Raw genomic sequence first — 12,692 nt, 5'->3', positions numbered from 1 at the left:
TTTCAACGAAGATGAAAACGAACGGGGATTTCCACCCAGGCGGCGACCGGACGGCCGTCGCGGATGGCGGGAAGGAAATGCCAGCCGCGCACCGCTGTGAGCGCGGCGCGGTCGAGCAGGGGAAAGCTGCTGCTGCGCCACAGCACGATCTCGGCGGCGGCGCCGTCGGGTTCGAGGCGGACCCGCACCAGGACCTCGCCTTGCTGGCCGAGCTCGATGGAACGCGGCGGATAGACGGCCGGCGTGGGAGGGATCCGGTAGCGCGGCCTGCCCTCGAACACGATGAGCGACGAGGAGGCGGCCGCCTGTTGCTGCGTGATGCTGGCATTGCCGGCGTCGGGCGAGGGCGCCTTCGTGACGGCGGCCTGTGTCGTAGGGCGCGGCGCGGCGGCCGGCCTGGGCTGTGGCGGCTTGGGCTTGGGCGGCTCGACGGGCTTCATCTCGGCGGCGGTCGGCGGTGGCGGTTCGTCCGGCGGAGGGAGCTCGAGTTTGATCTCGGGCTCCGCGGCGGCCACCTCCTGTGGTGGAGGGGGCGGCTCCGGCTCGGGGGGCGGTGCCACTTCGGCTCGCTCGACCGGCGGCATGGGGACATCGGGTTGCTGCTGCGGTTCGGTAGTGTCGGGTTGGTCGGCTTCCGCCGCCGGACCGGCGGTGGGTGCCGCCAGCGAGAGTTCGACCATCAGCGCCGGTTGGTCGTCGTTGGCGCTGCTGCCGGACATGCCGGCGAGAAGAAGGGGGACGATGGCCAGCCCATGCAAGGCAAGCGACAACGCCACCGGCACGCGGGGACCGCGTGCCGGTGGCGCCGGCAGTCGCTCGGCAGAGAGGGCTGCCGGGACTACCATTTGGCCGTGAGGTTGACGCCGAAATACCGGCCGGGCTGGGCGTAGAGATCGAGCTGCTGATTGGTCGAGGCGATGCCGATCGTGTCCGGGGCGTTCCAGTACTTGGCGTTGGTGATGTTGAAGGCGCCGGCATTGACCTTGAAGTGGTCGTTGAGGACGTAGCCGACGGTGGCGTCGAGCGTGAAATAGGCCGGCGCCTGGAAGTAGGTCGGGCTGCTGACCTGGGTGTGCGCCGCCGCCACCGTGCCGATCAGCTGCGCCACGAGGCCCTTGTCGAAGCCGTAGCGGATGCGGGCCTGCGTGGTCCACGGCGATACCGAGTCGACCGGCAGGCCGGTCCTCGTGTCGGTGCCCTGCGCGAAGGCGGTCCAGCCGGCCACCGCCCATTCCGGCGCGAAACGGTACTCGCCGCGCGCCTCGATGCCCCAGATCGTCACGTTGGTGAGGTTGACGTACTGGTACTGCGTGACCGCGCCCACCGTGCCGACGACGGTGGTTTCGAGGAAGTTGTTGTAGAGGTTGTAGAAGCCGGTGAGCTGCCAGCTCGATCCGTCCTCGTACTTGCCGCGGAAGCCGACCTCGAAGGAGTTGGCGGTCTCAGGCTTCAGGTTGGCGTTGGGCAGGATCTGGTAGAACGACGCGGCATTGGTGAAGCCGAAATTGGCATTGTCATATGGCGGTGCACGGAAGCCCGTCGCGTACTGGAAATAGCCCGAGTAGGTATCGTTGAAGTGGTAGAGCACGCCGAGCTTCGGCGAAGCCGAGACATAGGTGGTTGCCGACGGCACCGCATTGAGCGTCGCGCCCGTCGAGTTCCAGTAATAGCGATCCGGGTTGGGCGTCATGTTGTAGTAGTCGAGGCGGACCGCCGGGGTAATCTTCAGGCGTCCACCCAGTGCGCTGATCTCATCCTGGACGTAGATGCCGGCCTGGACCGTGTCGGTGTCGGGAAAGTTCTTGTTGGGATAGGTCTCGCCACCCACCGAGTTCGTCGTGGCGCCGGTCGCCAGCGTGATCTGCGTGCGGTTGCGCGGCCGGGTCGTCGTCGTCCAGGAGAAGCTCGCCCCGTAGGTGAAGAAATTGTCGAGGCCGCCGATCTCGCGATCGGTGTGCATCTGCAGCTCGGAGCCGGTCACGTTCTGCGTATAGTAGAACTGCGAGGTGCGGGCGTTGGTCGGAACGACACCGTTGAAGCCGCTGCGCAGCGTATAGGTGTCGGCCTGCGTGTAGACCGAGTTGAAGTAGGCGAGGAAGCTCAGCCGGTCGACGAAGCCGATCGGCGCATTGTGCTCCCACTGCGCGCTCACCCGATAGGTGTTCGTATAGTCCTGGCCCCATTCGTCGAAGACGCGCGCGAACAGGCTGGCGAAGTTGCCGATGCCGGACTGGACGTTTGTGCTCTGGGAACCCTGATTGTAGGTGCCGGTGAGGCGGATCGTGTCGACTTCGGTCGGCTTGATCACAAGCTTGGCGAAGAAGTTGTTGTTGGACCAGGTCGTGGGGTTCGGGCTGATGGTCGACTGCGCCGGCTGGAACTCCTGGCCGTCGCGGCGGGTGTAAATGCCCATGAACTCGACGTTGCCCGAGCGGACCGCGCCGGTGAACGATTCTGAGAACTGCTGGTTGGCGCCGCTATAGGCGGCCTTGGCGCTGGCATAGACGTTCTTGCCGTCGCGCATGTAATCGCCTGGATCCTTGGTGGTGTAGGCCACCACGCCGCCGATCGCGTCGGAACCATAGAGGGCGGAGGCGGGACCGCGGATGATCTCGACCCGCTTGATGTCCTCGAGGTCGGGCTGCTCGCGCGAATAGGTGCCTGCGCCCTGGTTGCTGTCGGGGAAGTCGGGCGTTCGCATGCCGTCGACCATCAGCAGCACGCGGTTGCCGCCGATGCCGCGGATCACGAAGTTCTGGAAGCCCGCACGTCCGGGATTGTTGCCGACGGTGACACCGGGCTCGTTGCGGACGAGGTCCCTGACGTCCTGCATGTTCTCGCGATCGATGTTCTCGGTCGTGATCACGGAGACGGTGGCCGGCACGTCGTCGAGCGGTCGCCGGCTGCGCATGGCGGCCGTCGTCACGGCGTCGAGCTGCGTGGGCACGGCCTGGGTGGCCGGCGGCGCCTGCGTCGAATCCGCGGCGGGAGGCGTGGTCGGTGTTTGCGCCCAGGCGGGCGTGGCCAGAGGCGCGCAGATGGCGGTTGTCGCCATCAGCGCGTAGACGATGCGCAGCTTCATTGGAACCAGGTCCCCCAGAAAAAAGGACGCCTGGCTCGCGGGATCCCCTGCAGGACCGGCTGGCTGGGCAGTTTGACCGAGGAGGGATGGCCCCTCGGGGTCTTCGACTCTATTTCGTCAGGATGAGTTTGTTCGAGGCGGTGAGGCGCAGGCGATAGAGTTCGGCGCCGTGGCGGATCATGAGTTCACGCCGTCCCTGAAGGAGCGCGGCGCTCTCAACGGCCGGAAGCGTGACCTCCAGCCTGTCGCTCTGCGCCTCCGACACCCGAAGGGGACGGGTCATCTGGTTCATGTCGCCTCTCGCTCCCTCTTTTGTATTGCGAACGACTCTTAATTGCACAGACTGATCGAACAGTCAAGGTCCTTCAACACGGGTGAGACCATGGAAATCGTTCAGGAACAGAGGCTTGGCACCGTGCATCGCAAGCCCAGAGAGGGCTGCGGTCGGACCGATTGCGCCTGCGCGCTTCCGGTGAGCGAGCGGTTCGTGCTGTGGGCGCTGCGCCAATGGCAACAGGACCGCGCGCTGCCCCATGAAGGCTCGATCCTCCATCGTGGTTTCAAGGTCGCGGGCGTGCTCGACGCCCTGCCGGATTTTGCGATCGCCATGGACGCGTTCCTGTTTGGCGCACGGCGCGCCATGGAAATCCACCTGCCGACCTGCTCGAGCGTGAGCCGCGACGAGGCTGTGCTGGTGGCGCTCTGTGGTCTCGCCCAGGCCGATCACGACCGGCCGCTGCTGGCGTCGCTCGACATCATGATGGCGCCCACCGCGTCGCGCGTGGCCGCGATCCGACTGAAGGCCTTTGCCGTCGCCCTCGCTGGCGCAGGCCTCAGGATCGCTCCGGCCGCCGGCGCCGCTGGCGGTCGTCTCAATTGAAGGCCATTGCCATGACCGCGCCAATGCCCGATCGCCTCTGCGATCTCCAGCACGCCATGCGCGTGATCGCCGAAGCCGTCGACGGCCTGCCCGCCGAGTGCCGCGACCTCGCTGGCAATGCGTTGCTCAATGTCGCGGCCGAGGCCGTGGCCCAGGATGTCGGCTGCACCGAAGCAGGCCGCATCTTCGCGCGCCTGGGGGACCTCCTGGCGCGCGGTCTGCAGCCGCCGGCCCGGGAGGCGGTCTCGCTGTCGGGCTTCGATGCATGACGACGGACTTCGCCCGCACCATCCCGATCCTCGCCTCCCTCGATATCGCCGAGACCAGTGCCTTCTATGTCGACTGGCTGGGGTTTTCGGTCAGCTACCAGGACGGCAACTACATGATCGTCAAACGCGATGACATGGAACTGCACTTCTGGAAAACCGACGACCGGAAGTTTCCCGAGAACACGTCCTGCTACGTCCGCGGCGGTCAGGTCACCACACTCCACGAGGAGTACTCGGCACGCGGCGTGCCCGGCCTGTCGCCCTTCCTGGTGCGGCCATGGAACAGGAAGGAATTCTACATCCATGACCCGCACGGCAACCTGCTGAAGTTCGGTTGCGGTGAATGGTGAGGGCTAGGGTCCTTCCGTCTTACAGCGACCTGCCCGCCTCATCCCGAGAAGCCGTGCCCGGCACGGCGTCCGGGTAAACGAAACAAACGAAATAAACGAATCAATCGAAGCGAGAGTCGCACCCTCCGAACAGGTATCCTGGTACCGCATGCAGGTCGTGTTTCCCTGCCGGTGCCTGCAAGAACCCGTTTCAGCAGCCGCTAGATCTCGATGCGGCTGCCCAGTTCGACGACGCGGTTGGTGGGCAGGCCGAAGAAGTCGCCGGCGCTGGCGGCCAACCGCGAGAGAGCGAGGAACAGCTTCTCCTGCCAGCGTGGCAACAGCGGCCTGCTCGCCTCCATGTAGGTGTTGCGGCCGATGAAGTAGGACGTTCGCATCGGGTCGAACGGTATGCCCTTGTCCTCGAGGAGCACGAGCGCGCTCGGCACGTCGGGCTGCTCCATGAAGCCGTAGTGCAGCACGACGCGATGCACGCCCTTGCCGAGATGGGTCACCTGGCTTCGGCCTTCGGGCGACACGAAGGGGATATCGGGGACCTCGATGCTCAGCAGCACGACGTGCTCATGCAGCACCTCGTTGTGCTTCAGATTGTGCATCAGCGACCGCGGCGCGTTGGTCGACGTGGCGGTCAGGTAGACCGCGGTGCCCTGCGGCCGGTGCACGCGCGCCGGATTGATGCTTTCGAGCAGTGTTTCCAGAGGGAGTGCCTCCGCTTGCTCGTGTCTGGCCACGGCCGCCCGGCCGGTCAGCCAGGTCCACATACAGAGGAAGATCACCGCGGCGATCGCCAGCGGCACCCAGCCGCCGTCGAAGAACTTCAGCATGTTCGAGGAGAGCAGGGCCAGGTCGAGCGTCATGAAGCTGCCGAACACCAGGATGCTGAGCGGCCAGCCCCAGTTCCAGCAGCGCACGGCCAGCACGAAGACGAGGGTGCTGGTGATCAGCATCGTGCCGGTGACGGCGATGCCGTAGGCCGAGGCGAGGTTGGTCGACGACTTGAACGCCATGATCAGGATCACGACTCCCAGCATCTGCAGCCAGTTGACCACCGGCAGATAGACCTGCCCGAATTCGCTGGCCGAGGTGTGCCGGATGTGAACGCGCGGGCTGAGGCCCAGCAGGGCCGCCTGCTTGGCCATCGAGAAGGCGCCCGAAATCGTGGCCTGTGAGGCGATCACGGTGGCGGCCGTGGCGAGACCGACCAGCGGATACAGCGCCCAGTCGGGGGCGAGATTGAAGAACGGATTGGCGAGCGCGGTCGGGTCGCTGAGGATCAGGGCACCCTGCCCATAGTAATTGAGGAGCAGGGACGGCAGCACGAGGCCCAGCCAGGCGAGCCGGATGGGCTTGGCTCCGAAATGGCCCATGTCGGCGTACAGCGCCTCGGCGCCGGTGATGGCGAGCGTGATTGCGCCTAATGCGATGAAGGCCACGATCTTTTCGCGCAGCGCGAAGGCCACCGCATGGTGCGGCGACAGCGCCGCCAGAACTTCCGGCCGTTGCACGATCTGGTGCGCGCCCAGCACCGCCAGCAGGATGAACCAGATCAGCGTCACCGGGCCGAACCATTTGCCGATGCCGCTGGTGCCGAAGTGCTGGACCGAGAACAGGGCGACGATGACGCCGATTGCAATCGGTATGACCATGGGCTGGAAGGCCGGGGTGGCGACGGTCAGGCCCTCGACGGCGCTGAGGACCGAGATGGCGGGTGTCAGCAGGCAGTCGCCGTAGAACAGCGCGGCGCCGGCAATCCCCAGCATGAGATAGAAGCGGCGGCGCCAGGGCGAGGAGATGTTCGCCTGGCTGGAGACCAGCGCCATCAGCGCCAGCACGCCACCCTCGCCCTTGTTGTCGGCGCGCATGACCACGGCCACGTATTTCAGCGTGACGACGACGATCAGTGCCCAGGTGATGAGCGACAGCATGCCCAGCACATTGTCGTGCGTGGGCTGTATGCCCGTGTATTCGCTGAAGCACTCCTTGACCGTGTAGAGCGGGCTGGTGCCGATATCGCCGAATACCACTCCCAGGGCGGCCAGGGTCAGCGCCGCCCGGCGCCGCCGGCCGGCGGGTTCGATCACAGTGCCGCTGGCGGCCATTGTTTGGTCAAGTCTCCCCTTGGACAATTGATCCTAGCCGCGAATTCCGGGACGCTGCAGCCCAGAAATCGTAACAAAGGAGGAATCCATGGCGGACAGCGAGAATTACAGGAAGGGCAGCGCAATGCGCGCCAGCCTGATGGGCGAAAAATTCGCCGCCGACATGAACAAGTCGGTCTACGACGACCCGATGATGCAGAAGTTCGGCGATTACGCCCGCGAGGCGGTGTTCGGGATGCTGTGGTCGCGCCCCGGCCTCGACCTCAAGACCAAGACGCTGATCTGCGTCATTTCCGACACCGCCCAGGCGCGCTGGCCCGAACTCGCCATCCATCTGCGGATGGCCCGCCGCCAGGGCTGGACGGAGGATGAATTGTCCGAGGCGCTGATGCATCTTTGCGGCTATATCGGCCTGCCGTCGGTGCGCGAGGCGCTGCTCACCGCCAAGGAAGTGTTCGAGGAACTGCGCAAGGAAGGTTGATCGGAGGAACCTCATCCTGAGGAGCGGCCACAGGCCGCGTCTCGAAGGGTGGGCACCCGCCCTGTGGCTCGTCCTTCGAGACGGCCGCTGGGCGGCCTCCTCAGGACGAGGGATATGATGATGCTGATGACGGTGAGCGACCTGCCGCTCGAGAGGATCGCGCGCGGCAAGGTGCGCGATGTCTATGCGGTGGATTCAGACCGCCTGCTACTGGTCGCGACCGACCGGGTGAGCGCCTACGACGTGGTGATGGCCGAGCCCATCCCGCAGAAGGGCGCCGTGCTGACCCAGGTCAGCGCCTGGTGGTTCCGCCAGCTGGGCGATCTCGTCGATCATCACATGATCTCGGCAGACGCCGACGAGATCGTCGCCGCGGTGCCCGCCCTGAAGGGCCATCGCGCCGAGATCGCCGGCCGCGCCATGCTCTGCCGGCGCGGCACGGTGTTTCCGATCGAATGCGTGGTCCGCGGCTACATCACCGGTTCGGCTTGGCGCGAATATGCCAAGGCCGGGACACTGGCCGGCGAGACACTGCCCCAGGGTCTGAAGGAGAGCGGCCGTCTCGATCCGCCGATTTTCAGCCCGGCGACCAAGGCCGAGAGCGGCCACGACGAAAACATCACCGTCGCCCAGATGCGGACGGCGCTGGGCGCCGAGATCACCGCCGAGCTCGAACGGCTGACCCGCCTCGTCTACACGCGCGGGCGTGACGTCGCCCTGAAGCAGGGCATCATCATCGCCGACACGAAGTTCGAGTTCGGCCGCACCGCCGATGGCAAAATCCTGTTGATCGACGAAGTGATGACGCCGGATTCCTCGCGTTTCTGGCCGCTCGACGGCTATGCCGAAGGAAAGCCGCAGCCCAGCTTCGACAAGCAGCCGCTGCGCGACTGGCTCGACGTCGAGCGCCATGCCGGCCGCTGGAACGGCGAGGCGCCGCCACCCAGGCTTCCGGCGGAGGTCGTCGAGGCGACCAGCAAGCGGTATCTGGAGGCCTATCGGCGCCTGACCGGCGCCGAACTGTCGGTGTCGTAAAAGACCCTTCTCCTCCCCGCTTGCGGGGGAGGAGAAGGGATTGGCTGGATACAGCCCTACTGCGCGCTGCGCGCCAGGCGGGCGGTGCGCAGGACGAGCCGCTCACGCACCCAGAGGAAGAGCGCCGCGAGCGGCAGCCAGCCGATCCAGCGCAGGCCTTCCATCAGGTATTCGCCCTGGGTGGTTGCCGTCAGATAGTCGGCCTGGACCTTCCAGACGCTGGCGGCGACTTCGAAGCCCAGCATCCAGATCAGGATGGCCGGCAGCAGCACCGTCAGCGGCTTCATCTGCTCGCTGAGACGTTCGGCGTACCAGGGCGCCAGCGCGATCGAGAAGGCCAGCACGGCGAGGATCAGCTTGGCGGCCGGATGGGCCTCGAACCAGGTCACCAGCATGGGCTCGCGGGTGATCATGCCGTAGGCGGTCCAGCACAGCACCGCGCCGCCCACCAGGATCACCGACGGATAGCGGTCGACCAGCTTGATCACCAGCTGGCTGCCCCAGACGATGATCGGCACGCTGATGGCGAGGCCGATCAGGATCAGCAGGATCGAGCCGTGCGAGGCGCCGCCGATGGCCAGCACGTTGTCGATGCCCATCACCGCATCGGCGATGATGATCGTGCGCACCGCCGCGGCGAAGCTCGCGACGGGCGCTTTGACGAGGTGGTTCTCCTCGGCATTCTCCTGGGGGGTCAGCAGCTTGCGGGCGATCCAGACCAGCGCAAGGCCGCCGGCCAGCATGAAGCCCGGCACGGCCAGGATGTAGACAACGAGGATGGCCATCAGGGCGCGGATGGCGATGGCGCCGAAGGTGCCCCAGAAGATGACCTTCTTCTGGCTTTCCTTGGGAAGATTGCGTGCCACGAGGCCGATGATGAGGGCGTTGTCGCCCGCGAGCACGAGGTCGATCAGAATGATGGCCAGGAGCGCGGAAAAGAATGCGCCCGAAAACAGTTCGAGTTCCATGAAAGTCTCCAACAACACGTGAATGCGTGCCGACACCGCGCTCTTCCGGGGGAAGGGCGGTCGACGGCGGTTTCAACCAGTCGTCAGAGTTTGATCGGCACCTTCTCGACGCCGCCGGAATCGGCGGGATCGAGCGGCCGGAAGAAGGCGCCGGCCACGATGCGCAGCACCATGATGCCCACGGCCATCACGCCGCCGGCCAGCAATAGCTCGAGCAGATGCCAGTGGCGCATGGCCAGCACGGAGAACTCTCCGCCGAGATCGAAGAAGGCGAACTCGACGCCTGCCTCGCCCAGCCAGGTCGGATCGACCGCATCGCCGAACGAAGCCAGGATCATGCAGATCACGATCGACGCAACGAACAGTTCGCCGCTCGGAGACACGGTCCGGACGGCGTTGGCGGCGCGGTGTGATCGATGGATCAGGCGCATGGTCGGCGCAATTTCGAGCCCAGCCGACCGCAGATCAAGCGCAAAGCGACAAGGCCGTCTGAAATTTCGCAGGTCGGCTCAGAACTTCAGACGCCTCAGTCTCAGAGCGTTGCCGATGACGCTGACCGAACTCAGCGCCATGGCGGCGGCGGCGAAGACCGGGCTCAGCATCATCCCCAGGACCGGGTAGAGCACGCCTGCCGCAATCGGTACGCCGGCCGCGTTGTAGACGAAGGCGAAGAACAGGTTCTGGCGGATGTTCGCCATGGTCGCCCGGGAAAGCTGGCGGGCGCGCGCGATACCCAGCAGATCGCCCTTCACCAGGGTGATGCCGGCACTCTCGATGGCGATGTCGGTGCCGGTCCCCATGGCGATGCCGACGTCGGCGGAGGCCAGCGCCGGCGCGTCGTTGATGCCGTCTCCGGCCATGGCGACGACGCGGCCCTCGGCTTTCAGCCGCTGGACGATCCGCGCCTTGTCCTCGGGCAGGACCTCGGCCTCGACGTCGTCGATGCCCAGCCGGGCGGCGACTGCCGCGGCGCTGCGCCGGTTGTCGCCGGTCAGCATGACGATGCGCAGGCCGGCGGCGCGCAGGCGCTCCAGCGCTTCCGGGGTCGTTTCCTTGACCGGGTCCCTCACCGACAGCAGCCCTGCCGCCGTGCCGTCGACCGCCAGCAGCACGACGGTGGCACCGTCTTCGCGCAACGCATCGGCTCTCGCGTCCGCGGTGGCGATTTCGATACCGGCTTCGCGCAGGAAGGCGGCGTTGCCCAGCAGGAGACGCCGGCCCTCTACCGTTCCCGACACGCCTTTGCCGGCGGGTGAGGCAAATCCTTCCACGTTGGCCGTCGCCACGCCGCGAGCGTGGGCGCCGGCCAGGATCGCTGTGGCGATGGGATGTTCGCTGCCGCGCTCGAGGCTGGCGGCCAACCGCAGGATCTCGTCTTGCGACAGGGAGCCGAGCGACTCCACCGTCGCCAGGGTCGGCTTGCCCAGCGTCAAGGTGCCGGTCTTGTCGATCACCAGCGTGTCGACCTTCTCCAACCGTTCGAGCGCCTCGGCGTTACGGATCAGGATACCGGCGGCGGCGCCTCTTCCGACGCCGACCATGATCGACATCGGCGTGGCGAGGCCCAGCGCGCAGGGGCAGGCGATGATCAACACCGAGACCGCCGCCACCAGCGCATAGGAAAAGGCCGGCGCCGGGCCCCAGATCGACCAGGCGGCAAAGGCGATGACGGACACGGCAATCACCGTCGGCACGAACCAGCCCGCGACGATGTCGGCGAGCCGCTGGATCGGCGCGCGGCTGCGCTGCGCCTCGGCCACCATCTTGACGATGCGCGACAGCATCGTGTCGCTGCCGACCAGTTCGGCCTTCATGACGAAGGTGCCGCTGGCGTTCACCGTGCCGCCGATCACCCGGGCGCCGGCCGCCTTCGAGACCGGCATGGGCTCGCCGGTGATGCTCGATTCGTCGACCGATCCGGTCCCCTCGCTCACCACGCCGTCGACCGGCACCTTCTCGCCGGGCCGCACGCGCAGCCGGTCGCCTACCGCGATCCGGTCGATCGCCACTTCTGCGTCGTTGCCGGCCGCATCGATGCGCAGGGCCGTGCGCGGCGCCAGTCCCAGCAGGGCCTTGATGGCGCCGCCGGTCGCGTCGCGCGCGCGCAGCTCCAGAACCTGTCCGACCAGCACCAGCACGACGATGACGGCGGCCGGTTCGAAATAGACCGGCACCGATCCGTCGGCGCCGCGCAGGCCGACGGGGAACAGGCCAGGCGCCACGGTCGCCACGACGCTGTAGATCCAGGCGACGCCGGTGCCCAGCGCGATCAGGGTGAACATGTTGAGATGACCCGTCCGCACCGACTGCCAGCCGCGCACGAAGAAGGGCCAGCCGGCCCACAGGACCACCGGTGTCGCGAGCGCCATCAGCAGCCAAGGCATGACGCCGTGCGGCAGCAGCCCGTGCAGACCGAACAGATGCCCGCCCATGTCGAGCGCCACCAGCGGAACGGCGAGGGCGCCCCCGATCCACAGGCGGCGCGTCATGTCCACGAGCTCTTCGTTCGGCCCGTCGTCGAGCGTAATCTCGGCAGGCTCCAGTGCCATGCCGCAGATCGCGCAGCTTCCCGGGCCGACCTGTCGGATCTCGGGATGCATTGGGCAGGTGAAGATCGTGCCGGGCGCGACCGGCGCCGCGGGCGGTGATTCCTCGGGCTTCAGGTAGTGCGCCGGATCGGCGGTGAACTTCTGCAGGCACTTGGGATTGCAGAAGTAATGGGTCTGCCCCTCGTGCACGGTCGTGTTCTTCGCGCCTTCGATCTTCACCTTCATCCCGCAGACGGGGTCGATGGCGATGGCGGGATCCTGGACAGGTGCCCCCTGGGAGGCGTGGCAGCAGGCGTGGGTCATGCTTGCCATGTATACCCTACAGGGGTATGGTTCAAGGATGGACGAAAAGCTCAAGAAGTCGCAGCTTGCGCGCCTCAGCCGGATCGAGGGCCAGGTGCGGGGCGTGGCGCGCATGATCGAGGAGGAGCGCTACTGCATCGACGTGCTGACGCAGATCCGCGCAGTGCGCGCCGCGCTCGACAAGGTCGAGCAGGAGACGCTGGGCGATCATCTGCAGCATTGCGTAGCGCATGCCTTCCATGCCGGCTCGGAGAAGGACCGGCAGATCAAGATCGACGAGATCCTCGAAGTGCTGGACAGCCGTCGGCGCTGACATGACCGGGCTTCGCTCCTTCCTCTGGCTGATCGCGCTGGTCGCCTTCGCCGTTCCCTCGCTGGGAACGCGCACGGCGCCGGTTCAAGCGGCCACGGAGCAGGGGGCGGGCCACGCCGCCATGACGGATTGCGGCGAGCACAAGCCGCCGCCGCCCGACGACTGTCCCTCGAGGGACACGGCCAAACACGTCACCGGCGACTGCTGCCCGGCGATGGGCGGCTGCGTCGCGCTGTTGCCGGCCGGCGCCCTGGCGGCAATCGACTCATTGCCTGAGCCGCGCGACGCCTCCTTGTTCCGCGACCTGACCGGCCTCGCGCCCGTGAAGGACCTGCCGCCTCCCCGAGCCTGAACCGAAGCCCT

14 protein-coding genes are annotated in these 12,692 nt (G+C 66.6%); 7 read left to right on the top strand and 7 right to left on the bottom strand.

Going from position 1 to position 12,692, the window contains the following annotated elements:
• Positions 1–2: 2 nt before the first annotated feature.
• The 3 genes from ACQY78_RS13590 to hemP all read right to left on the bottom strand — a co-directional run bounded on the left by ACQY78_RS13590 (position 3) and on the right by hemP (position 3,374).
• Positions 3–845, bottom strand: coding sequence for an energy transducer TonB (locus tag ACQY78_RS13590; RefSeq protein ID WP_428686211.1), 843 nt, complete (start codon positions 843–845; stop codon positions 3–5).
• Positions 839–3,082, bottom strand: a complete 2,244-nt coding sequence (locus tag ACQY78_RS13585) for a TonB-dependent hemoglobin/transferrin/lactoferrin family receptor (RefSeq protein ID WP_428686210.1) — start codon at positions 3,080–3,082, stop codon at positions 839–841. Before ACQY78_RS13585 ends, ACQY78_RS13590 begins: the two co-directional genes overlap by 7 nt.
• 109 nt (positions 3,083–3,191) lie before the next feature.
• Positions 3,192–3,374, bottom strand: a complete 183-nt coding sequence (gene hemP / locus ACQY78_RS13580; RefSeq protein ID WP_428686209.1) for a hemin uptake protein HemP — start codon at positions 3,372–3,374, stop codon at positions 3,192–3,194.
• A gap of 90 nt (positions 3,375–3,464) precedes the next feature.
• Between hemP and ACQY78_RS13575 the strand changes: the two genes are divergently transcribed.
• Genes ACQY78_RS13575 through ACQY78_RS13565 form a run of 3 tightly spaced genes read left to right on the top strand, consistent with a single transcriptional unit; the run spans position 3,465 to position 4,581 of the window.
• A complete protein-coding gene (locus ACQY78_RS13575; protein WP_428686208.1) occupies positions 3,465–3,962 on the top strand; it encodes a hypothetical protein in 498 nt (165 codons plus the stop codon).
• An 11-nt stretch (positions 3,963–3,973) separates the two neighbouring features.
• Positions 3,974–4,231, top strand: coding sequence for a hypothetical protein (locus ACQY78_RS13570; protein WP_425068229.1), 258 nt, complete (start codon positions 3,974–3,976; stop codon positions 4,229–4,231).
• The gene (locus ACQY78_RS13565) at positions 4,228–4,581 is read left to right on the top strand and encodes a bleomycin resistance protein (protein WP_428686207.1); all 354 of its coding nucleotides are present in this window, start codon (positions 4,228–4,230) and stop codon (positions 4,579–4,581) included. The genes ACQY78_RS13570 and ACQY78_RS13565 overlap by 4 nt, the downstream gene beginning before the upstream one ends.
• Before the next feature lie 200 nt (positions 4,582–4,781).
• Here the strand turns inward: ACQY78_RS13565 and ACQY78_RS13560 are convergent, their stop codons facing one another.
• Positions 4,782–6,680 (bottom strand): potassium transporter Kup, encoded by a 1,899-nt coding sequence (locus tag ACQY78_RS13560; RefSeq protein ID WP_428686206.1) that lies wholly within the window; start codon positions 6,678–6,680, stop codon positions 4,782–4,784.
• Between the two features lie 88 nt (positions 6,681–6,768).
• On the opposite strand from ACQY78_RS13560, the gene ACQY78_RS13555 reads away from it, so the two are divergent.
• Positions 6,769–7,161 (top strand): carboxymuconolactone decarboxylase family protein, encoded by a 393-nt coding sequence (locus ACQY78_RS13555; RefSeq protein WP_428686205.1) that lies wholly within the window; start codon positions 6,769–6,771, stop codon positions 7,159–7,161.
• A 117-nt stretch (positions 7,162–7,278) separates the two neighbouring features.
• On the top strand, positions 7,279–8,196 hold the full coding sequence (locus tag ACQY78_RS13550; RefSeq protein ID WP_428686375.1) for a phosphoribosylaminoimidazolesuccinocarboxamide synthase: 918 nt from the start codon (positions 7,279–7,281) through the stop codon (positions 8,194–8,196).
• 56 nt (positions 8,197–8,252) lie between these two features.
• Here ACQY78_RS13550 and ACQY78_RS13545 read toward each other — a convergent pair whose 3' ends face one another.
• The 3 genes from ACQY78_RS13545 to ACQY78_RS13535 form a co-directional block, all read right to left on the bottom strand.
• Complete coding sequence (locus tag ACQY78_RS13545) at positions 8,253–9,164, bottom strand: TerC family protein (RefSeq protein ID WP_428686204.1); 912 nt, start codon at positions 9,162–9,164, stop codon at positions 8,253–8,255.
• An 83-nt stretch (positions 9,165–9,247) separates the two neighbouring features.
• Positions 9,248–9,595 (bottom strand): hypothetical protein, encoded by a 348-nt coding sequence (locus ACQY78_RS13540; protein WP_428686203.1) that lies wholly within the window; start codon positions 9,593–9,595, stop codon positions 9,248–9,250.
• Between the two features lie 78 nt (positions 9,596–9,673).
• Positions 9,674–12,025: a heavy metal translocating P-type ATPase gene (locus ACQY78_RS13535; protein ID WP_428686202.1), complete on the bottom strand. Its 2,352-nt coding sequence runs from the start codon at positions 12,023–12,025 to the stop codon at positions 9,674–9,676.
• A 28-nt stretch (positions 12,026–12,053) separates the two neighbouring features.
• On the opposite strand from ACQY78_RS13535, the gene ACQY78_RS13530 reads away from it, so the two are divergent.
• The gene (locus ACQY78_RS13530; RefSeq protein ID WP_422018000.1) at positions 12,054–12,329 is read left to right on the top strand and encodes a metal-sensitive transcriptional regulator; all 276 of its coding nucleotides are present in this window, start codon (positions 12,054–12,056) and stop codon (positions 12,327–12,329) included.
• A 1-nt stretch (position 12,330) separates the two neighbouring features.
• Positions 12,331–12,681, top strand: coding sequence for a hypothetical protein (locus ACQY78_RS13525; protein WP_428686201.1), 351 nt, complete (start codon positions 12,331–12,333; stop codon positions 12,679–12,681).
• The last annotated feature ends 11 nt before the right edge of the window (positions 12,682–12,692 follow it).

The organism is Reyranella sp., from assembly GCF_965279625.1.
In the GTDB taxonomy this organism is placed as follows: Bacteria; Pseudomonadota; Alphaproteobacteria; order Reyranellales; family Reyranellaceae; genus Reyranella.
The sequence above is the reverse complement of the archived record's forward strand: the minus strand, read 5'-3'. Positions and strand labels throughout refer to the sequence as shown.

Coding starts and splice junctions, on each gene's coding strand:
- ACQY78_RS13590 (WP_428686211.1), bottom strand. CDS start 845: ATGGTAGTCCCGGCAGCCCTCTCTGCCGAGCGACTGCCGGCGCCACCG.
- ACQY78_RS13585 (WP_428686210.1), bottom strand. CDS start 3,082: ATGAAGCTGCGCATCGTCTACGCGCTGATGGCGACAACCGCCATCTGC.
- hemP (WP_428686209.1), bottom strand. CDS start 3,374: ATGAACCAGATGACCCGTCCCCTTCGGGTGTCGGAGGCGCAGAGCGAC.
- ACQY78_RS13575 (WP_428686208.1), top strand. CDS start 3,465: ATGGAAATCGTTCAGGAACAGAGGCTTGGCACCGTGCATCGCAAGCCC.
- ACQY78_RS13570 (WP_425068229.1), top strand. CDS start 3,974: ATGACCGCGCCAATGCCCGATCGCCTCTGCGATCTCCAGCACGCCATG.
- ACQY78_RS13565 (WP_428686207.1), top strand. CDS start 4,228: ATGACGACGGACTTCGCCCGCACCATCCCGATCCTCGCCTCCCTCGAT.
- ACQY78_RS13560 (WP_428686206.1), bottom strand. CDS start 6,680: ATGGCCGCCAGCGGCACTGTGATCGAACCCGCCGGCCGGCGGCGCCGG.
- ACQY78_RS13555 (WP_428686205.1), top strand. CDS start 6,769: ATGGCGGACAGCGAGAATTACAGGAAGGGCAGCGCAATGCGCGCCAGC.
- ACQY78_RS13550 (WP_428686375.1), top strand. CDS start 7,279: ATGATGCTGATGACGGTGAGCGACCTGCCGCTCGAGAGGATCGCGCGC.
- ACQY78_RS13545 (WP_428686204.1), bottom strand. CDS start 9,164: ATGGAACTCGAACTGTTTTCGGGCGCATTCTTTTCCGCGCTCCTGGCC.
- ACQY78_RS13540 (WP_428686203.1), bottom strand. CDS start 9,595: ATGCGCCTGATCCATCGATCACACCGCGCCGCCAACGCCGTCCGGACC.
- ACQY78_RS13535 (WP_428686202.1), bottom strand. CDS start 12,025: ATGGCAAGCATGACCCACGCCTGCTGCCACGCCTCCCAGGGGGCACCT.
- ACQY78_RS13530 (WP_422018000.1), top strand. CDS start 12,054: ATGGACGAAAAGCTCAAGAAGTCGCAGCTTGCGCGCCTCAGCCGGATC.
- ACQY78_RS13525 (WP_428686201.1), top strand. CDS start 12,331: ATGACCGGGCTTCGCTCCTTCCTCTGGCTGATCGCGCTGGTCGCCTTC.